Genomic DNA, 20,209 nt, shown 5'->3' on the forward strand with positions numbered 1-20,209 from the left:
AGAAAAAAATGGACAACCAGAATCAAACCACGCCGCAAAAGCAACGCCTCCACCCGCTCATCGCGACCGCGGCAGGCGCCGTCATCGTCGCCAGCCTCGCCGCCACCGCCGCGATCACGGGTATCTTCCCGAAGGCCAGCAGCAACAACGCGCAGAACGGCCAGACCCAGGCCGCGCTGATCGCGTCGCAGCCGGCCGTCGATACGTCCGCGGCAGCCAGCGCCGCGCTCGCCGCACAAGCGCAGCAGCAGGCAGCCGAACAGGCCGCGCAGCAGAAGCTGGCGGCCGAGAAGGCGGCTGCAGCGCAAGCCGAACCGAAGCCCGCGCCGCGCCCGGCAGCCACGCACCACCGCCATACGCCGGCACCGCAACCGCCGCAATATGCGCAACAGCCGTCCGCGCCCGCGCAACCGGCCTATTGCCAGACCTGCGGCACGGTCGTCGCGATCACGCAGACGCGTACGCCGGGCCAGAGTTCGGGGATCGGCGCGGTTGGCGGCGCAGCGGCCGGCGGCCTGCTCGGCAACCAGTTCGGCCACGGCAACGGCCGCACCGCGATGACGATCATCGGCGCGCTCGGCGGCGGTCTCGCCGGCAACCAGGTCGAGAAGCAGGTGCGCGCGGAAACCGACTACGAGGTGCAGGTCCAGATGGAAAGCGGCGCGACGCGCACGTTCACGTATCACAACCCGCCGCCGTTCGGCCAGGGTCAGCGCGTGCGTGTGGAGAACGGCACGCTGGTCGGCTCGTAATGCGTCACGCATGACGCATCGCCGGGGCCGTTCGTCGACGGACGGCCCTCGCAGCGCGCCCGAAACGAAAAAGGCTCGTGAAGCATCACGAGCCTTTTCCTTTTGCGGGAGCAACACGGCGCGGGCGCCGGCGCGAACCTCAGTCTTCGTCGTCGAAGTCCGATTCGTCGATCCAGTGAGCCTGGATCGCTTCGAGAATCTTCTCGCCCGAGTGAGCCGGGTCGTCGGTGAAGCCGTCCAGTTCGATGACCCATTGGCGCAGGTCGACGAAATTGATCCGCTGCGGATCGACGTCCGGATGCTTGTCTGCCAGCGCGATGGCGATGTCGCGCGAATCGGTCCACTTCATGGCCTGCTCTCCCGTGTACGTGGCGAGTCCGCCCCGCCGATCCGTCAGTGATTTTCCTTCGCGTGGTTGATCGAGTACTTCGGAATCTCGACCACCAGGTCCGAATCTTCCTTCACGATCGCCTGGCACGACAGGCGCGACGTCGGCTCGAGGCCCCACGCCTTGTCCAGCAGGTCGTCTTCATCCTCGTCGGACGGCTCGAGATCGTTGAAGCCCTCGCGGATCACCACGTGGCAGGTCGTGCATGCGCACGACTTCTCGCATGCGTGCTCGATCTCGATCCCGTGGTCGAGCAGGTTGTCGCAAATACTCTTGCCGGGCGTCGCGTCGATCACTGCGCCGTCCGGGCACAGTTCGACGTGAGGCAGCACCACCAGTTGAGGCATGTCCGTTCCGTCAGTCAGGGTGCGGCGGCTGGCGCCGCACGGTTCAATATCGCGCGAGCCGTCGCCGGCCCGCGCGCAGGTCGTTCGTTCAGATCTCGTCGAGCCGTCGGCCCGACAGTGCGCGCTTGATGCTCTTGTCCATCCGGCGCGCCGCGAATTCGTCAGTGCCGTCGGCCAGCGTCTTGGTCGCGGCTTCGATCGCGTCCGTGTCGTCGCCCTGGGCGATCGTGCGCAGCGCCGCGACGAGCGCGTCGACCTGCGTGCGTTCGGCATCGTCGAGCAATTCGCCGTCGGCCGCCAGCGCCGCCTGCGTCGCCTCGATCATCCGCTCGGCCTCGACCTGCGCTTCGCGCAGCGCGCGTGCCCGCATGTCGATCTCGGCGGTCTTGAAGCTGTCCTCGAGCATCTTCGCGATGTCGTCATCGGCGAGGCCGTACGACGGTTTCACGACGACCGACGCCTCGACGCCCGAATGCTGCTCGCGCGCGAACACCGACAGCAGCCCGTCCGCATCGACCTGGTAGGTCACGCGGATGCGCGCCGCACCGGCCGTCATCGGCGGGATGCCGCGCAGCTCGAAGCGCGCGAGCGACCGGCAGTCGGCGACGAGCTCGCGCTCGCCCTGCACGACGTGGATCGCCATCGCGGTCTGGCCGTCCTTGAAGGTCGTGAATTCCTGCGCGCGTGCGATCGGAATCGTCGAATTGCGCGGAATGATCTTCTCGACGAGACCACCCATCGTTTCGACGCCGAGCGACAGCGGAATCACGTCGAGCAGCAGCCAGTCGTCGCCACTACCGCGATTGCCGGCGAGCAGATCGGCCTGGATCGCCGCGCCGAGCGCGACGACCTGGTCCGGATCGAGGTTAACGAGCGGCGGCTGGCCGAAATACTTCGCGACCGCCTCGCGGATCACCGGCATGCGCGTCGCGCCGCCGACGAGCACGACGCCCTTGATGTCGGCCGGGCTCACCTGCGCATCGCGCAGGGCCTTGCGGGTCGGCGTCAGCGTACGCTGCACGAGCGGCTCGACGAGCGCGGCGAACGTGTCGTGCGAGATCGTCTGCGCGAGGTGCGCACCGCTCGACAGCGTCACGTCGAGCGACGCCTGCGGCGCGGACGACAGCGCTTCCTTCAGCACGCGCACGCGATCGAGCAGCAAGCGCACGTCCTCGGGCGCGAGCGCCTTCGCATCGATGGCGGCCTGCGCGAGCACGTGGCCGAACAGCGCGTGGTCGAAATCGTCACCGCCGAGTGCGGAATCGCCGCCCGCGGCCAGCACTTCGAACACGCCCTTCGTCAGCTTCAGGATCGACAGGTCGAACGTGCCGCCGCCGAGGTCGTACACCGCGTAGAGGCCTTCGGCCGCGTTGTCGAGACCGTAGGCGATCGCGGCCGCGGTCGGTTCGTTCAGCAGGCGCAACACGTTGAGGCCCGCGAGACGCGCGGCATCCTTCGTCGCCTGGCGCTGCGCGTCGTCGAAGTACGCGGGCACCGTAATCACCGCGCCGACCAGGTCATCGCCGAGTGTGTCTTCCGCCCGGTAACGCAGCGTCGCGAGAATCTCGGCCGACACTTCGACCGGGCTCTTCACACCGTCGATCGTGCGAATCTGCACCATGCCCGGCGCGTCGACGAATTCGTACGGCGCGTTCGCCGCGCCTTCGACCTCGGCCTTGCCGCGGCCCATGAAGCGCTTGACCGACACGATCGTGTTGCGCGGATCGGTCGCGGCCTGCTCCTTCGCTTCGTGACCGATGCGGCGGCCGCCCTTCTCCAGATAACGGACCACCGACGGCAGCAGCGCGCGGCCAGTCTCGTCCGGCAGCACTTCGGGCACGCTGTTGCGCACGGCCGCGACGAGCGAGTTCGTCGTGCCGAGATCGATCCCGACAGCGAGTCGCCGCTGGTGCGGCGCCGGCGCCATGCCCGGTTCGGAAATTTGCAGTAAAGCCATCTTGGTTCGTTCGGGCGCTCGGCCCGTTTGCTGCGCGTGCCGCGAGGCACGCGGTTAAGTTTCGAGGCGCTCGATCTGCGCACTCACTTCCGACGCGACCCGTTCGATGAACATCAGCTGGCGCACGGCCTCGGCGGCGGCCTGGTCGGCCGCGCTGTCGAGCAACGTGCCGAGGCGCTCGAGGCGCACGCGCTTTTCGTCGCGCAGTTCGCCGAGCAGCTCATCGAGCGCATCGACGTTGCGGGCGGCCGCGGCATCCTCGATGCCTTCGCGCCACTCCATCTGCTGCATCAGGAACGCGGGTTCCATCGCGGTATTGTTTTCGGCACCGATGTCGACGCCGCGCAGCGACAGCAGATAAGTCGCACGCTTCAGCGGATCGCGCAGCGTGCGGTAGGCTTCGTTCGCACGGGTCGCCCATTGCATCGCGATGCGCTTTTGCGCGTCGCCGGCCGCCGCGAAGCGGTCGGGGTGCACCTGCGTCTGAACCGTGCGATATGCGCTGTCGAGCGCCGCCTCGTCGAGCGCGAATTGCGCCGGCAGGTGAAACAGATCGAAGTGGCTGTCTTTCAGCGAAACCATCGTCGCGTTCAATTCCGGTTCGTCGCGCGGCAAACGCCGCACATTAAAAAGGCGGCCCGTGCCGCCTCTTGCCCGCATCGCGCGGAAACCCGCGTCACACGCGGAACGATTCGCCGCAGCCGCACTCGTCCTTCACGTTCGGGTTGTTGAACTTGAACCCTTCGTTCAGACCTTCGCGCGCGAAGTCGAGCTCGGTGCCGTCGATGTACGCGAGGCTCTTCGGGTCGACGATGACCTTCACGCCATGGCTCTCGAACACCTGATCCTCGGGAGCCAGCTCGTCGACATACTCGAGCTTGTACGCGAGCCCGGAGCACCCGGTCGTGCGAACGCCAAGCCGCAGGCCCACACCCTTGCCGCGACGGACGAGGTATTTCTGGACGTGCTGTGCTGCTTTTTCGGTCAGTGTAATTGCCATGATGTCCTTGGCGCGGCGCGCCCGTAGAGCCCGCCGCGTTCCTTCACATGCCGCTCGATGCCGCTCAGGCCGCTGCCTGATCGCCTTCCTTGGTGTCGTGGCGCTTCTTGTAGTCGGCCACGGCTGCCTTGATCGCGTCTTCCGCGAGAATCGAGCAGTGAATCTTCACCGGCGGCAGGGCCAGCTCTTCGGCGATCTGCGTGTTCTTGATCGACAGCGCCTCGTCGAGGGTCTTGCCCTTCACCCATTCGGTCACGAGCGAGCTCGACGCGATCGCCGAACCGCAGCCGTACGTCTTGAACTTCGCGTCTTCGATCACGCCGTCCGCGCCGACGCGGATTTGCAGCTTCATCACGTCGCCGCAGGCCGGCGCGCCGACCATGCCCGTACCGACCGCGTCGTCGTCTTTCGCGAACGAACCGACGTTACGCGGGTTTTCGTAGTGATCCAGAACCTTGTTGCTGTATGACATGACTCAGACTCCTTGACTCGTTACGTCTGCGTGCGCAAATCCGCCCGCGAATGTATTCAATGCGGTGTTCAGTGTGCGGCCCATTCGATCGTCGACAGATCGATGCCTTCCTGGTGCATTTCCCAGAGCGGCGACAATTCGCGCAGCTTCGCGATCTTGCTGTTCAGCAGGTTGATCACGAAGTCGACGTCCTGCTCCGTCGTGAAGCGGCCGACCGTGAAGCGTATCGAGCTGTGCGCGAGTTCGTCGTTGCGGCCAAGTGCACGCAGCACGTACGACGGTTCCAGCGACGCCGACGTGCACGCCGAGCCCGATGACACCGCGACGTCCTTGATCGCCATGATCAGCGACTCGCCTTCGACGAAGTTGAAGCTGATGTTCAGGTTGTGCGGGACACGGTGCTCCATGTCGCCGTTCACGTACGTTTCCTCGATTTGCGACAGGCCGCGCAGCAGCTTGTCGCGCAGCATGCGGATGCGCTCGTTCTCGGTCGCCATTTCTTCACGCGCGATGCGGAACGCTTCGCCCATGCCGACGATCTGGTGCGTCGCCAGCGTGCCCGAACGCATTCCGCGCTCGTGGCCGCCGCCGTGCATCTGCGCTTCGATGCGCACGCGCGGCTTGCGGCGCACGTAGAGCGCGCCGATACCCTTCGGGCCGTAGGTCTTGTGCGCCGAGAACGACATCAGGTCGACCTTCAGCTTCGCGAGGTCGATCTCGACCTTGCCGGTCGACTGTGCGGCGTCGACGTGGAACACGATGCCCTTCTCGCGGCAGATCTCGCCGATCGTCTCGATGTCCTGGATCACGCCGATCTCGTTGTTCACGTGCATCACCGACACGAGGATCGTGTCCGGGCGCAGCGCGGCCTTGAACACATCGAGGTCGATCAGGCCGTCTTCCTTCACGTCGAGATAGGTGACTTCGAAGCCGTCGCGCTCGAGCTCGCGGCAGGTGTCGAGCACGGCCTTGTGCTCGGTCTTCACCGTGATGATGTGCTTGCCCTTGCCCTTGTAGAAGTTCGCGGCACCCTTGATCGCGAGGTTGTCCGATTCCGTTGCGCCGGACGTCCAGATGATCTCGCGCGGATCCGCGTTCACGAGTGCGGCCACCTGTTCGCGCGCTTCCTCGACCGCGCGCTCCGCATCCCAGCCGTACGCGTGGCTGCGCGATGCGGGGTTGCCGAACTGCTCGCGCAGGTACGGCACCATCTTGTCGACCACGCGCGGGTCGACCGGCGTCGTCGCGCTGTAATCCATGTAGATGGGCAGGTGGAGAGTCTCTTGGGTCATCTGTCGCTCCGGGTATTCTGTGCAGGGACTATGTGCGTTATGGGGTGTGCGGCGCGTTCGCGCTCACGAACTCGCGATGTTGAACACCGAATTGGGACCGAGCGGCATCGTGCGCACCGGTTCGGCCGGCGCCGCGGCGGGCTCCGGCGCACGCCGGTCGCGCAGCACCGCAGGCGCGCCCTCGCGTGCGCGCTGCTGATCGACGAGATCCTGCAACGACACCGAATCGAGGTATTCGACCATCTTCTGGTTCAGGGTCGACCACAGCTCGTGCGTCATGCAATGGCCGTCGGGCTGCTTCGAGCCGTCGCACGTGCCTTTGCCGCCGCACTGCGTGGCGTCGAGCGGTTCATCGACCGCGATGATGATGTCGGCGACGGTGACGTCCTGCGCGCGGCGCGCGAGGTTGTAGCCGCCGCCCGGGCCGCGCACGGATTCGACGATTTCATGCCTGCGCAGCTTGCCGAACAGCTGTTCGAGATACGAGAGCGAAATCCGCTGGCGCTGGCTGATGCCTGCAAGCGTCACCGGGCCCTGCTCCTGGCGCAGTGCCAAGTCAATCATCGCCGTGACGGCGAAACGGCCTTTGGTGGTGAGTCTCATGGTGTCTAGGGGACTGCAATCTTGACGATTTTGGTCAAGTATAAATATTTGACGATTTTAGTCAAGTATCCATGTCTGCGACAGGGTATTCGCAGACCGCTGAATACCCCGCCCCGATCAGCGAGCGGAGCCGCTCCGGAGCGTGTCCAGCAGGCCCGCACACGCGCGCTCGACCTGGTCGAGCACCTGTTCGAAGCCCTGCGCGCCGCCGAAATAAGGATCGGCCACTTCCGTCTCGGCCGCGCCCGGCGCGAATTCCATCAGGAGGCGCACCTTGTCGCGATGCTCGGGCGGACAGCGCCGGCGCAATTCCGCAAGATTGGCTTCGTCCATCGCCAGCAGCAGGTCGAACCGCTCGAAATCCGCCGCGCTCACTTGCCGCGCCCGCAGCGCCGACAGGTCGTAGCCGCGGATACGGGCCGCCGCCTGCGCGCGCGTGTCGGGCGCCTCGCCGACGTGCCAGTCGCCGGTACCCGCCGAATCGATCGCGATCCGGTCGGCCAGCCCGGCCGCGTCCACCTGATAGCGCATCACGCCTTCTGCCGTGGGCGAACGGCAGATATTGCCGAGACAGACGAAACAGATCGCAACGCGGGTCATCACACTATCGGAAAGCCGCGGCGAACCGCGTGGGAGAAGAACGCGCCATTATACAAAGGCGCCCGGAATCGCGCCGCCGCGCAAAGCGACGGCGCCATGCCTTACAGCGCCTTGGGTGCGGCGAGCACGACGTCGCCGGTTGCGGCCGGCAACGGTTTCGTCGCGTCGCCGACCAGCCCGAACGAAACCGCGCGCGCGAGTTCGGCCGATGCCTGATGAACGGCGATCGGGCCACGCGACGGCGCGTCGGCCATCGCGCGCAAATAAGCGACCGCGGCGAGCGGGACGACAATTGCCAGCGGCCAGTACATCGATATTGTCTTTTTCATGATGCGGCTCCTTGACCTCATGCCCCGAAATCCACTTTCGGGGACTACAGACAAGATTCTATAGCCCACACCTATCGAGATAAATACATGAATAGCGAACGCACTGTTGCCGCTCGATGAACAGTCGTCAGCCGAGATGGCTTTGCGATGCCGCGTACAGTTCGCGGAACGTGCGGCCGGTCGGCGTCGGCATGTCGCGGGTCTCCATCCAGCCGCCCATCATCGGCAGGCGCCGCAGCGTGCCGCCGTTGCCGCCCAGCCGCTCGAGGACCCGCACCGCGAGCTTGGTCGTCAGCGCGTAAAGCACCGGCCGGCGCGCGAAAAAGCCCCACGCGGCGAGCGCGGCGCGCTCGCGCCACGGCCGCAGGTGCCGCTCGACCTGTTTCTCGCGCAGCGTGCGCAGCAGGTGCGACAGCGGGATCCCGGCCGGGCACACGCTGTCGCATTCGCCGCACAGCGTCGCGGCCTGCGGCAAATCCAGCGCGCGGTCGATCCCGACGTAGCTCGGCGTCAGCACCGACCCCATCGGGCCGGGATAGACCCATCCGTACGCATGCCCGCCGACCTTCTGGTACACCGGGCAATGGTTCATGCACGCGCCGCAGCGGATGCAGCGCAGCATCGCCTGGAATTCGCCGCCGATCAGGCCCGTGCGGCCGCCGTCGACGAGCACCACGTAGTTGTGTTCCGGGCCGTCCTCGTCGCCGGGGCCGCGCGGCCCGGTGAGCAGCGAGAAGTAGTTCGAGGTCTTCTGCCCGGTCGCCGAACGCGGCAGCAAGCGCATCGCGGTCGCGAGATCCTCGAGCGTCGGCAGCACCTTCTCGATGCCCGTCACCGCGACGTGCACGCGCGGCATCACCGTGCACATCCCTTCGTTGCCCTCGTTCGTGACGACCGCGACCGACCCCGTCTCCGCGATCACGAAGTTGCCGCCCGTCACGCCCATGTCGGCCGACAGGAAATGCGGGCGCAGCACCTCGCGCGCTTCGCGCGTCATGTCGGGAATCTCGGTCAGCCGCTCGCGGTGGTGCGTGCGTGCGAACAGGTCGGCGATCTCGTCCTTGTCCTTGTGCACGACGGGCGCAATGATGTGGCTCGGCGGCTCGTTGTCGTTGATCTGCAGGATGTATTCGCCGAGATCCGTCTCGATCGATTGCACGCCCATCTCGGCAAGCACCTCGTTCAGGCGCATTTCCTCGGACACCATCGACTTCGTCTTGATGACCTTCTTCACGTCGTGGCGCCGCGCGATATCGGCGACGAGCCGCGCGGCGTCCGCGGTCGTTTCCGCGAACAGCACCGTCGTGCCGCGCCGCGTCGCCTCGCGCTCGAACGCCTCGAGCCACACGTCGAGGTTCTCCAGCGCACGGTTGCGACGCGCCTTCAGCGCGGCGCGCGTCGCCGGGAAGTCGATCGCGGTCATCGCCTCGGCGCGCGCGGACACGAACTTCGTCGACAGCTTCTTCAGGTTCTGCTGCAGGCGCTGGTCGGCCAGCTTCTGGCCGGCACGCGCCTTGAAATGCATCGATTGGACTTGCATCGCGGTATCGGGGAAAAGTAAGCGGAACCGGGCGTCAGACGTCGCCCGCCAGCACCTGCGCGACGTGCAGCACGCGCGTGTCGCGGTCGCCCGTGCGGCGCAACCGCCCTTCGATGTTCAGCATGCAGCCGAGATCGCCGAGCACGACGGCGCCCGCGCCGGACGCGCGCACATTCGCGCATTTCTCGTCCGCGATGGCCGCCGAAATGTCGCCGTACTTGACCGCGAACGTGCCGCCGAAGCCGCAGCAGTGCTCGCAGTCCTTCATCTCGGTGACGGCGACGCCGCGCTGCGCGAGCAGCGCGCGCGGCTGCCCCTTGACGCCGAGCTCGCGCAGGCCCGAGCATGAATCGTGATAGGTGACGGGCCCCGCGAATTCGCCGGGCGCGAGCGTCACCTTCGCGACGTTCGCGAGGAAATCGGTCAGTTCGTAGACTTTCTGCTGGAACCGCGCATAGCGCCCCATCAGCTCGGGATCGTCGCGGAACAGGTCGCCGTAGTGCGCGCGGATCATGCCGCCGCACGAGCCCGACGGCGCGACGACGTAGTCGAACTGCTCGAACTCGCGCAGCGTCTTTTCAGCGAGATCGCGCGCAAGCGCGCGGTCGCCCGAGTTGTAGGCCGGCTGGCCGCAGCAGGTTTGCGCGGGCGGCACGAACACCTCGTAGCCGGCGTCGCGAATCAGTTTCAGCGCGGAAAAACCGATTTCCGGACGCATCAGGTCGACCAGGCAGGTCACGAACAAACCGACTCGCATACGCGCTCCTTCGAGAAAACGGCTCTCATTATCCGCCGTTTGGCCGGCAAGACCAACGCCGGCGCGCGCGCAAGTGTGCACGACCGGAAACGAGGACTTCCTCGAACGGCGTTCGCTTTTTTCACGATACGAGATACAATCGACGCAACACCGCTTGACGCGTCAACCGATTCTCCCCCGACATGAGCCAACCCACCCCGGATTCCAAAACGTCGATCCAGGTGATCGAACGCATGATGCGGCTGCTGGACGCGCTCGCCGCGCACAGCGACCCTGTCAGCCTGAAGGAGCTTGCGCAGCGCACCGACCTCCATCCGTCGACCGCGCACCGTATCCTCAACGACATGGTGACCTGCCGCCTCGTCGATCGCTCCGATCCCGGCACCTACCGGCTCGGCATGCGGCTGCTCGAGCTCGGCAACCTCGTGAAGGCACGCCTGTCGGTACGTGACGCAGCCCTGATGCCGATGCGCGAGTTGCACCGCCTGACCGGCCAGACCGTGAACCTGTCGGTACGCCAGGGCGACGAAATCGTCTATATCGAACGCGCATATTCCGAGCGCTCGGGGATGCAGGTCGTCCGCGCGATCGGCGGCCGCGCGCCGCTGCACCTGACGTCAGTCGGCAAGCTGTTTCTCGCGGTCGACGAAACGTCGCGCGTGCGCGCCTATGCGACGCGCACCGGGCTGTCCGGCCATACGCAGAACAGCATTACCGACATCGCGAAGCTCGAGCGCGAGCTGACGCTCGTGCGCCAGCAATCGTGCGCGCGCGACAATGAGGAACTGGAGCTGGGCGTGCGCTGCATCGCGGCCGGCATCTACGACGACTCGGGCAAGCTCGTCGCGGGCCTGTCGCTGTCGGCGCCGGCCGACCGCCTGCAGGACGCGTGGCTCGGACAGTTGAGCCGCACCGCCCTGACCATCTCGGAATCGCTCGGCTACCGGCCCGCGCCCGCGAAGGACGCCGAAGGGTTGCAACGGCACGCATGAGCCGCGCCGCCCGCCACATGGCGGCCGGACGAAAAAAAGCCCCGCGATTGCGGGGCTTTTTCTTTGCGGCGATCGGCACGGCGGCGAACCGCCCTGGCGCGATCAGGTGCCGCCGTTCGCCGTGTTGGCGGCCGTCAGGCGCTCGCCGCCGCCGGCGTCGAGCCAGTTGCGCAGGCGTGCCGCGTCGGCGAAGCGCGAATACTTGCCGAACGAATCCAGCAGCACCATCACCATCGGCCGGCCGTGGATCGTCGCCTGCATCACGAGACATTCGCCCGCCTCGTTGATGAAGCCCGTCTTCTGCAGGCCGATGTCCCACGAGCCGTTGCCGCGGATCAGCGCGTTCGTGCTGTTATAGACCAGGTTGCGCTTGCCCGTATTGACGTCGTACGTACGGTCGGTCGAGAACTGGCGAATCATCGGGTACTGGTACGCTGCGTTGACCATCTTCACGAGGTCGCGCGCGCTCGACACGTTCGAGCTCGACAGGCCCGTCGAATTCTCGAAGTGGGTATCGTTCATGCCGAGCGACTTCGCCTTCGCGTTCATCGCGGCGATGAACGCCGGACGGCCGCCCGGGTAGTAACGCGACAGCGCGGCGGCCGCGCGGTTTTCCGACGCCATCAGCGCGATGTGCAGCATGTCCTCACGCGACAGCACCGAGCCGACCGACAGCCGCGAACCCGTGCCCTTCTCGTAGTCGCGGTCTTCGTCGGTGACTTCGAGCTGGTCGGTCATCGGCGACTTCGAGTCGAGCACAACCATCGCCGTCATCAGCTTCGAGATCGATGCGATCGGCACGACGGCGAGCGAATTCTTGTCGAAGAGGGGCTCGCCGGTGTTCTGGTCGACGACGTACGCGACGCTCGAGCGCAGCGCGAGCGCGTCCGGCGTGTCGTGCAGGCCGAATGCCTGGCCGACCGTCGGGCGACGCGGCTGGAACGCGACCTTGCGCACCGCGCCGCGGTGGCCGTGCACGTTCGACGCGAGCGTCGCGCGCTTGCGCGATGCCTTCGCGCGCGGCGCATCGGCCGACGCGACGTTGGCGGAATTCGCGGAGGCGGCCTTCACCGTCTTCTTCGTCGCGGAAGAAGTGGAAGCGGCTTTCTTGGCGGCCTGGTGGGTCTTCGCAGTGGCGGCAAAGGCGTCAGCGGGCGTGACGGACGCAGCGGTCGCCAGCAAGGCGACGGCGACCGACACAGCCGTGCCGAGCGTCATGCTCTGCAACAATCTGCGCGGTGAAAACGATTCGGCTTTCATTGGGGTCTGGACAAAGCGGGCGGGAGTTTCCGCAAGTGTAGTTAAAGCTTAAAAAAAGAGCAATATTAGGCACTTACCGATCGTCGTTAAACCGGAATGTAAGGGTCGACCAACCATGACTCGATCGACCTCTCCGCTCCCATCGAAAAAATTCATGGGACGCGCTGCCCGACAGTACCCGTCTCCCGATTACCACGCGGTTAATTGAGATAACGTCACTTCGGCGACAAATTAAAGCGGGGAAAGTACGTATCCGGCGATCGGTGTGCCAGCAGCACCGGTCTCGACCGCGGCGGCGGCACGTCGCCACGGCACGCGCATTGAAACGGCGCGCTTTTCGACAGGAACAGAAGCATAACGTTCCAGATGCCTGTCAGGTTTACCTGTGCATGATCGCGGTGCGCCGCGCCTTCCCCGGCCGAGTGCGCACCATGTGGGATCGCGTCTGAAACCGTTTCCGAACCCGCACGATAACTTGTTGTTTTATCGATAATTTGTCGCGATTGTGCAACGCACAAAAAATGCTTGACAAGCCTTTTTTCTGCCCTAAAATACGATTCATTGTTGCGTTGCACAAAGCACGCACATCCGAGATTCCCCAGCGTAGTGCCCTTTCCCCTGCGATCGACGTGATCGCTTTTCAGGAGCTTGACATGTCCTTGCTGACCCCCGAGCAAATCGCCGCCGCACAGAAAGCCAACCTCGAAAGCCTGTTCGGTCTGACGACCAAGGCGTTCGAAGGCGTCGAAAAGCTGATCGAACTCAACCTGCAGGTCGTGAAGTCGACGCTGACGGAGAGCCAGGAAAACGCGCAGCGCCTCCTGTCGGTGAAGGACGCACAGGAACTGATCGCACTGCAAGCGAGCCTGTCGCAGCCGGTCGCGGAAAAGGTGCTGTCGTACAGCCGTCACCTGTATGAAATCGCGTCGGCAACGCAAGCCGAGTTCGCGAAGGTTGCCGAAGCGCAGTTCGAAGAGCAGAACAAGAAGGTCCAGGCTCTCGTCGACAACGTCGCGAAGAACGCCCCGGCCGGTTCGGAAACGGCAGTCGCCGCGCTGAAGTCGGCACTGAACGCTGCGAACACCACGTACGAAACGGTCCAGAAGGCTGCGAAGCAAGCCGTCGAGATCGCCGAAACGAACTTCAACGCGGCTGCCGCTGTCGCGACGAAGGCTGCGACCGCTGCTGCATCGCGCCGTTCGAGCAAGCCGGCCGCGTAAGCGTCCCCTGCTCCTGAAAAAGCCGCGCAGTGCGCGGCTTTTTCGTTTTCGGCGCGGGAACATCCGTGCATCCGGTCGTCGTCGGTGCGTTGGCGCGACCCGGACAAAAGAAAACGCCGCCGTTCGGGTGTCCCGGACGGCGGCGTTTTTCATGGCCGGCGCGAGGCCGGCCGTGCCGATTGCGTTACTTCTTGCGTTGCGGCGGCAGGTCCGTACAGACGCCTTCGTACAGTTCGGCGGCCATGCCGACCGATTCGCCGAGCGTCGGGTGCGGATGGATCGTCTTGCCGATGTCTTCCGCGTCCGCGCCCATCTCGACGGCGAGACACACTTCGCTGATCAGGTCGCCCGCGTTCAGGCCGACGATGCCGCCGCCGATCACGCGATGGGTTTCCTCGTCGAAGATCAGCTTCGTGAAGCCTTCGTCGCGGCCGTTCGCGATCGCGCGGCCCGATGCGGCCCACGGGAACACGGCCTTGCCGTACTTGATGCCTTCGGCCTTGCACTGGTCTTCCGTCTTGCCGGCCCATGCCACTTCCGGATCGGTGTATGCCACCGACGGGATCTGCAGTGCGTCGAAGTACGCCTTCTCGCCGTGCGCGGCTTCCGCTGCGACATGGCCTTCATGCACGGCCTTGTGCGCGAGCATCGGTTGGCCGACGACGTCGCCGATCGCGAAGATGTGCGGGACGTTCGTGCGCATCTGCTTGTCGACGTCGATGAAGCCGCGATCCGTGACGGCGACGCCAGCCTTGTCGGCGCCGATCTTCTTGCCGTTCGGGCTGCGGCCCACCGCGACCAGCACGAGGTCGTAGCGCTGCGCTTCAGCCGGCGCCTTCTCGCCCTCGAACTTCACGTAGATGCCGTCCTCCTTCGCTTCCGCACCGACCGTCTTGGTCTTCAGCATCACGTTGCCGAAACGCTTCGCGTTGTACTTTTCCCAGACCTTCACGAGATCGCGGTCCGCGCCCATCATCAGGCCGTCCATCATTTCGACCACGTCGATCTCGGTGCCGAGCGTCGAATACACCGTCGCCATTTCGAGGCCGATGATGCCGCCGCCGATCACGAGCATGCGCTTGGGCAGCTGGCGCAGTTCGAGTGCGCCCGTCGAATCGACCACGCGCGGGTCTTCCGGCATGAATGGCAGCTTCACCGCCTGCGAGCCCGCGGCGATGATCGCCTGCTTGAACTTGACGACCTTCTTGCCGTTTTCGCCCTGCACTTCCATGTGATACGGATCGACGAACGCGCCGACGCCGGTGACCACCTCGACTTTGCGTGCCTTCGCCATGCCGGCGAGGCCCGTCGTCAGTTTCTTGACGACGCCGCCCTTGAAGTCGCGCAGCTTTTCGAGGTCGACTTCCGGCTTGCCGAACGAGATGCCGTGCGCCGCGAGCGCTTCCGCTTCCTCGACGACCAGTGCCGTGTGCAGCAGCGCCTTCGACGGGATGCAGCCGACGTTCAGGCATACGCCGCCGAGCGTCGAGTAGCGTTCGACCAGCACCGTCTTCATGCCGAGGTCGGCTGCGCGGAACGCGGCCGAGTAGCCGCCGGGGCCGGCGCCGAGCACGAGCATGTCGCACTCGATGTCGGCGGAGCCGCTGTAGCTGCCGGCTTGCGGCGCGGCTGCCGGAGCGACTGCGGCCGGTGCCGGTGCCGGCGCGGCGGCCGCGGGCTTCGCTACCTCAGGTGCTTTCGCGGGTGCGGCGGCGCCTGCCGCTGCTTCGACGATGGCGATGACCGTGCCTTGCGAAACTTTCTCGCCGGCCTTGACCTTGACTTCCTTGACGGTGCCGGCGACATCGCTGGGCACTTCCATGGAGGCTTTGTCCGATTCGAGCGTGATGAGCGTTTGCTCTTTTTCGATCACGTCGCCCGGCTTCACGTTGACTTCGATGACATCGACGCCGCTGAAATCGCCGATATCCGGAACCTTGACTTCGATGAGACTCATTACTGTCCCCTTCTTGATTAGCTGCAGACAGAGGGGGGAGAAACCCGCGAAAGAACCAGTTGCGACTACGGCCGGACAAGAGAACGCGAACCTGGGCAGGACCACCTTTGCCGTCCGCCCAAGGACGCGCCTTTCTTTTGGTTACTTTTCTTTGGAAGACAAAGAAAAGTAACCGCCGCCCCGCGCAGGGGCGACGCTAATAGACCGTTAGCAAAACAGGTTCACGGACAGAGCGTGGATAACAAACAAAAAAAACCACGCCCCCGCGAGCCACTCCCACGCTCATCAAAGAATGATGCGACGGAAATCGGCAAGCAACGCGCCGAGATACGCATTGAACCGCGCGGCTTCCGCGCCATCGATGACGCGATGGTCATACGACAGCGACAGCGGCAACGTGAGCCGAGGCACGAACTGCTTGCCGTCCCACACCGGCTTCATCTGGCCGCGCGACAACCCGAGGATTGCGACTTCCGGCGCGTTGATGATCGGCGTGAAGTTCGTACCGCCGATCCCGCCGAGCGACGAGATCGAGAAGCAACCGCCCTGCATCTGGTCCGGCTTCAGCTTGCCGTCGCGCGCGGCCTTCGACAGCTCGGCCATTTCCTTCGCGATATCGACGAGGCCCTTCTTGTCCGCATCGCGGATCACCGGCACGACGAGGCCGTTCGGCGTGTCCGCGGCGAAACCGACGTGGTAGTACTGCTTGAACACCAGGTTGTCGCCGTCGAGGCTTGCGTTGAAGGTCGGGAACTTCTTCAGCGCGGCAACGACCGCCTTGATCACGAACGCGAGCATCGTGAACTTCACGCCCGCCTTCTCGTGCTCCTTGTTCAGCTGCACGCGCAGCGCCTCGAGCTCGGTGATGTCCGCTTCGTCGTTGTTCGTGACGTGCGGGATCATCACCCAGTTGCGATGCAGGTTCGCGCCCGAGATCTTCTTGATGCGCGACAGCGGCTTCGCTTCGAACGGGCCGAACTTCGAGAAGTCGACCTTCGGCCACGGCAGCAGGTTCAGCTCGCCGCCGCCTGCCGGCGCGGCTGCCGCGGCCGGCGCTGCGCGCTGGCCCGTCATCACGCCCTTCACGAAACCGGTGACGTCTTCCTTCGTGATGCGGCCCTTCGGACCGGTACCCTGCACGCGTGCGACTTCGACGCCGAGTTCGCGTGCGAACTTGCGCACGGACGGCGATGCGTGGCTCGCGCGGTACTCGCCCGACGGTGCGGCGGCCGGTGCGGCTGCAGCCGGAGCAGCCTGCGCGGGTGCCGGTGCCGCGGCGGGTGCCGGCGCGGCAGCGGCCGGAGCCGGTGCGCTCGCCTGCGGTGCTGCGGCAGCCGGTGCGCCGGCGGCGTCGAGCAGCACGATCAGCGTGCCTTCCGATACCGAATCGCCCACCTTGACCTTGATTTCCTTCACGACGCCGGCGGCCGGGCTCGGCACGTCCATCGTCGCCTTGTCCGACTCGAGCGTGACGAGCGACTGCTCCTTCTCGACCGCGTCGCCGACCTTCACGCCGATCTCGATCACCGGGACATCTTTGTAGTCGCCGATGTCGGGCACCTTCACCTCGAGCGTGCCGCCCGATGCTGCCGGTGCGGCAGCCGGTGCCGCTGCAGCCGGTGCCGGCGCTGCCGCCGGAGCCGGGGCTGCCGCCGGCGCGGCCGCGCCGTTCACCTGCGCCGCGGCGGCGCCGTCGAGCAGGATGATCAGCGAGCCTTCCGACACGGAATCGCCCACCTTGATCTTCACTTCCTTGACCGTGCCGGCTGCTGGGCTCGGGACGTCCATCGTCGCCTTGTCCGACTCGAGCGTGACGAGCGACTGCTCGGGCTCGACCGTGTCACCCACCTTCACGAGCACCTCGATGACGGGCACGTCCTTGTAATCGCCGATATCCGGCACCTTCACTTCGATCGCTTGACTCATCTTTTTGTGTCTCCATGGCCGCGCGCGCCCCTCCCGGAAGCGGCGCGCGGCATCACACGGCGCGTGTGCGTTAAACGGTCATCGGGTTGGGCTTCGACGGATCGAGGTTGTACTTGGCGATCGCGTCCGCGACCACCTTGCGCTCGATCGTGCCTTCGTCGGCCAGCGCGTTCAGCGCAGCGACGGTGACCCAGTGACGGTCGACTTCGAAGAAGTGACGCAGCTTCTCGCGGGTGTCCGAACGACCGAAGCCGTCCGTGCCCAGCACGACGAAGCGGCGATCGATCTGACCACGGATCTGGTCGACCAGCGCGCGCACGTAGTCGGTCGATGCGATGACCGGGCCCTGCGTGTCCTTCAGGCACTTCTGCACGTGCGACAGGCGACGCTCCTCGGTCGGATGGAGCAGGTTCCAGCGCTCGACTTCGTGGCCTTCACGCGCGAGTTCGGTGAAGCTCGGCACGCTCCACAGGTCGGCCGCGACGCCCCAGTCGTTCTTCAGCAGGTCGGCGGCAGCGATCACTTCGTTGAAGATCGTGCCCGCGCCGAGCAGTTGCACGCGCGGTGCCTTCGCGTCGGCGTCGGCCTTCTTGAACGCGTACATGCCCTTGATGATGTCGGCCGCCACGTGCTCGCCCTGCGGAATCGCCGGGTGCTCGTAGTTCTCGTTCATCACCGTGATGTAGTAGTACACGTCTTCCTGGTCCTGCACCATGCGGCGCAGACCGTCCTGGATGACCACCGCGAGTTCATAGCCGAACGTCGGGTCGTAGCTCACGCAGTTCGGCACCGATGCCGCCCACAGGAGCGAGTGACCGTCTTCGTGCTGCAGGCCTTCGCCGTTCAGCGTCGTGCGGCCCGCGGTGCCGCCGAGCAGGAAGCCGCGCGAGCGCATGTCGCCCGCCGCCCATGCCAGGTCGCCGATCCGCTGGAAGCCGAACATCGAATAGAAGATGTAGAACGGCACCATGATCTCGCCGTGCGTCGAATACGACGTCGCCGCCGCGATCCAGTCGCACATGCCGCCCGCTTCGTTGATGCCTTCCTGCAGGATCTGGCCGGTTTCCGATTCCTTGTAGAACATCAGCTGGTCGGAATCTTCCGGCACGTACTTCTGGCCCTGCTGGTTCCAGATACCGATCTGGCGGAACAGGCCTTCCATGCCGAACGTGCGCGATTCGTCCGGGACGATCGGCACGACGCGCTTGCCGAGCGCCTTGTCCTTCAGCAGGATGTTCAGGATCCGCACGAACGCCATCGTCGTCGAGATCTCGCGGCCTTCGCCCGTGCCCTTCAGCAGCGGCTCGAATGCGTCGAGCGCCGGCACCGGCAGCGACGTCGCCTTCTCGCGGCGATGCGGCAGGTAGCCGCCGAGGTCCATGCGCTGCTTGCGCATGTATTCGAGTTCCTTCGAACCTTCCTCGAACTTCAGGTACGGCACGTCGGCGATCTGCTCGTCGGTGATCGGCAGGCGGAACTGGTCACGGAACTTCTTCAGTTGCTCGACCGGCAGCTTCTTCTGCTGGTGCGTGATGTTCATCGCCTGGCCCGACTCGCCCATCCCGTAGCCCTTGATGGTCTTCGCGAGGATGACGGTCGGCGCGCCCTTCGTATTGGTCGCCTCGTGGAATGCGGCGTAGATCTTGTGCGGATCGTGGCCGCCGCGGTTCAGCGCCCAGATGTCGTCGTCGGACCAGTCGGCAACCAGCGCCTTCAGTTCCGGCGTGTTGAAGAAGTGCTCGCGCACGAACGCGCCCGATTCCGACTTGTACGTCTGGTACTCGCCGTCGACGACGTCCATCATGCGGCGCATCAGCGCGCCCGACTTGTCGCGTGCGAACAGCGCATCCCAGCGGCTGCCCCAGATGACCTTGATCACGTTCCAGCCGGCACCGCGGAATTCCGATTCGAGTTCCTGGATGATCTTGCCGTTGCCGCGCACCGGGCCGTCGAGACGCTGCAGGTTGCAGTTGATCACGAACACGAGGTTGTCGAGCTTCTCGCGGCTCGCCATCCCGATCGCGCCGAGCGATTCCGGTTCATCGGTCTCGCCGTCGCCGAGGAATGCCCACACCTTGCGGCCTTCCGTCTTCGTGATGCCGCGCGCCTGCAGGTACTTCATGAAGCGCGCCTGGTAGATCGCCATGATCGGGCCGAGACCCATCGACACCGTCGGGAACTGCCAGAAGTCCGGCATCAGCCACGGGTGCGGGTACGACGAGATGCCCTTGCCGTCGACTTCCTGGCGGAAGCTGTCGAGCTGCTCTTCCGACAGGCGGCCGAGCAGGAACGCGCGCGAGTACACGCCCGGCGACGAGTGGCCCTGCACGAACACGAGATCGCCGCCGTGCTGGTCGGACGCCGCGTGCCAGAAGTGGTTGTAGCCGACGTCATAGAGCGTCGCGGCCGATGCGAACGACGCGATGTGGCCGCCGACGTTCGTGTCCTTGCCCGCACGCAGCACCATCGCCAGCGCGTTCCAGCGCGTGTACGAACGGATGCGGTGCTCGACGTCCTGGTCGCCCGGGATCTTCGCCTGGGCGGCAACCGGAATCGTGTTGATGTACGGGGTGTTGGCGGAGAACGGCAGGTGTTCGCCGTGCATGCGTGCGAACTCGATCTGCTTTTCGATCAGGTAATGCGCGCGGCCTGCGCCCACGGAGGAGATCACGCCGTCGAGCGACTCGAGCCATTCAACGGTTTCTTGCGGGTCGTCGTCTCGTTCGGCGGCGACATATTTCATCACTTCGTTCGGTACAGCGGACATTCTCGTCTCCTGGGTCCTGGAATGTGAGGATCGCTCTCGTGCAGACGACG

19 protein-coding genes are annotated in these 20,209 nt (G+C 65.4%); 3 read left to right on the forward strand and 16 right to left on the reverse strand.

The window, feature by feature from the left end; all coding sequences use genetic code 11:
• The first annotated feature begins 8 nt into the window (after positions 1 to 8).
• On the forward strand, positions 9 to 752 hold the full coding sequence (locus DIE23_RS24815) for a glycine zipper 2TM domain-containing protein (protein WP_124614542.1): 744 nt from the start codon (positions 9 to 11) through the stop codon (positions 750 to 752).
• 139 nt (positions 753 to 891) lie between these two features.
• On the opposite strand, the gene iscX is transcribed toward DIE23_RS24815, so the two are convergent.
• The 12 genes from iscX to DIE23_RS24875 all read right to left on the reverse strand — a co-directional run bounded on the left by iscX (position 892) and on the right by DIE23_RS24875 (position 10,037).
• On the reverse strand, positions 892 to 1,101 hold the full coding sequence (iscX, locus tag DIE23_RS24820) for a Fe-S cluster assembly protein IscX (protein WP_124614543.1): 210 nt from the start codon (positions 1,099 to 1,101) through the stop codon (positions 892 to 894).
• A 44-nt stretch (positions 1,102 to 1,145) separates the two neighbouring features.
• The gene (fdx, locus tag DIE23_RS24825; protein WP_124614544.1) at positions 1,146 to 1,487 is read right to left on the reverse strand and encodes an ISC system 2Fe-2S type ferredoxin; all 342 of its coding nucleotides are present in this window, start codon (positions 1,485 to 1,487) and stop codon (positions 1,146 to 1,148) included.
• An 88-nt stretch (positions 1,488 to 1,575) separates the two neighbouring features.
• Complete coding sequence (gene hscA, locus DIE23_RS24830; RefSeq protein ID WP_124614545.1) at positions 1,576 to 3,444, reverse strand: Fe-S protein assembly chaperone HscA; 1,869 nt, start codon at positions 3,442 to 3,444, stop codon at positions 1,576 to 1,578.
• Positions 3,445 to 3,498: 54 nt separating this feature from the next.
• Entirely contained in the window at positions 3,499 to 4,026 is a 528-nt protein-coding gene (gene hscB / locus DIE23_RS24835) for a Fe-S protein assembly co-chaperone HscB (RefSeq protein WP_124614546.1), read from the reverse strand.
• 94 nt (positions 4,027 to 4,120) lie between these two features.
• Entirely contained in the window at positions 4,121 to 4,444 is a 324-nt protein-coding gene (gene iscA / locus DIE23_RS24840; protein WP_014896627.1) for an iron-sulfur cluster assembly protein IscA, read from the reverse strand.
• 64 nt (positions 4,445 to 4,508) lie between these two features.
• A complete protein-coding gene (gene iscU / locus DIE23_RS24845; RefSeq protein ID WP_009691729.1) occupies positions 4,509 to 4,916 on the reverse strand; it encodes a Fe-S cluster assembly scaffold IscU in 408 nt (135 codons plus the stop codon).
• 68 nt (positions 4,917 to 4,984) lie between these two features.
• Positions 4,985 to 6,208: an IscS subfamily cysteine desulfurase gene (locus DIE23_RS24850; protein ID WP_057925229.1), complete on the reverse strand. Its 1,224-nt coding sequence runs from the start codon at positions 6,206 to 6,208 to the stop codon at positions 4,985 to 4,987.
• A 63-nt stretch (positions 6,209 to 6,271) separates the two neighbouring features.
• The gene (iscR, locus tag DIE23_RS24855) at positions 6,272 to 6,811 is read right to left on the reverse strand and encodes a Fe-S cluster assembly transcriptional regulator IscR (RefSeq protein WP_006760276.1); all 540 of its coding nucleotides are present in this window, start codon (positions 6,809 to 6,811) and stop codon (positions 6,272 to 6,274) included.
• A gap of 117 nt (positions 6,812 to 6,928) precedes the next feature.
• The gene (locus DIE23_RS24860; protein WP_124614547.1) at positions 6,929 to 7,411 is read right to left on the reverse strand and encodes a low molecular weight protein-tyrosine-phosphatase; all 483 of its coding nucleotides are present in this window, start codon (positions 7,409 to 7,411) and stop codon (positions 6,929 to 6,931) included.
• A 101-nt stretch (positions 7,412 to 7,512) separates the two neighbouring features.
• Positions 7,513 to 7,740: a hypothetical protein gene (locus DIE23_RS24865; RefSeq protein ID WP_124614548.1), complete on the reverse strand. Its 228-nt coding sequence runs from the start codon at positions 7,738 to 7,740 to the stop codon at positions 7,513 to 7,515.
• A 127-nt stretch (positions 7,741 to 7,867) separates the two neighbouring features.
• Positions 7,868 to 9,280: a lactate utilization protein B gene (locus DIE23_RS24870; protein WP_124614549.1), complete on the reverse strand. Its 1,413-nt coding sequence runs from the start codon at positions 9,278 to 9,280 to the stop codon at positions 7,868 to 7,870.
• 34 nt (positions 9,281 to 9,314) lie between these two features.
• On the reverse strand, positions 9,315 to 10,037 hold the full coding sequence (locus DIE23_RS24875; protein ID WP_124614550.1) for a (Fe-S)-binding protein: 723 nt from the start codon (positions 10,035 to 10,037) through the stop codon (positions 9,315 to 9,317).
• A 182-nt stretch (positions 10,038 to 10,219) separates the two neighbouring features.
• Between DIE23_RS24875 and DIE23_RS24880 the strand changes: the two genes are divergently transcribed.
• The gene (locus DIE23_RS24880; RefSeq protein ID WP_124614551.1) at positions 10,220 to 11,029 is read left to right on the forward strand and encodes an IclR family transcriptional regulator; all 810 of its coding nucleotides are present in this window, start codon (positions 10,220 to 10,222) and stop codon (positions 11,027 to 11,029) included.
• Between the two features lie 102 nt (positions 11,030 to 11,131).
• On the opposite strand, the gene pbpG is transcribed toward DIE23_RS24880, so the two are convergent.
• Entirely contained in the window at positions 11,132 to 12,289 is a 1,158-nt protein-coding gene (pbpG, locus tag DIE23_RS24885) for a D-alanyl-D-alanine endopeptidase (RefSeq protein ID WP_124614552.1), read from the reverse strand.
• Positions 12,290 to 12,942: 653 nt separating this feature from the next.
• On the opposite strand from pbpG, the gene DIE23_RS24890 reads away from it, so the two are divergent.
• Complete coding sequence (locus DIE23_RS24890) at positions 12,943 to 13,509, forward strand: phasin family protein (RefSeq protein ID WP_124614553.1); 567 nt, start codon at positions 12,943 to 12,945, stop codon at positions 13,507 to 13,509.
• A 184-nt stretch (positions 13,510 to 13,693) separates the two neighbouring features.
• On the opposite strand, the gene lpdA is transcribed toward DIE23_RS24890, so the two are convergent.
• The 3 genes from lpdA to aceE form a co-directional block, all read right to left on the reverse strand.
• Positions 13,694 to 15,466: a dihydrolipoyl dehydrogenase gene (gene lpdA / locus DIE23_RS24895; RefSeq protein WP_124614554.1), complete on the reverse strand. Its 1,773-nt coding sequence runs from the start codon at positions 15,464 to 15,466 to the stop codon at positions 13,694 to 13,696.
• A 285-nt stretch (positions 15,467 to 15,751) separates the two neighbouring features.
• Positions 15,752 to 17,392 (reverse strand): dihydrolipoyllysine-residue acetyltransferase, encoded by a 1,641-nt coding sequence (gene aceF / locus DIE23_RS24905; RefSeq protein ID WP_124614555.1) that lies wholly within the window; start codon positions 17,390 to 17,392, stop codon positions 15,752 to 15,754.
• A 70-nt stretch (positions 17,393 to 17,462) separates the two neighbouring features.
• Positions 17,463 to 20,159, reverse strand: coding sequence for a pyruvate dehydrogenase (acetyl-transferring), homodimeric type (gene aceE, locus DIE23_RS24910; protein WP_124614556.1), 2,697 nt, complete (start codon positions 20,157 to 20,159; stop codon positions 17,463 to 17,465).
• Between the last annotated feature and the right edge of the window lie 50 nt (positions 20,160 to 20,209).

The sequence above is a fragment of the Burkholderia sp. Bp9143 genome (assembly GCF_003853645.1).
Classification (GTDB): domain Bacteria; phylum Pseudomonadota; class Gammaproteobacteria; order Burkholderiales; family Burkholderiaceae; genus Burkholderia.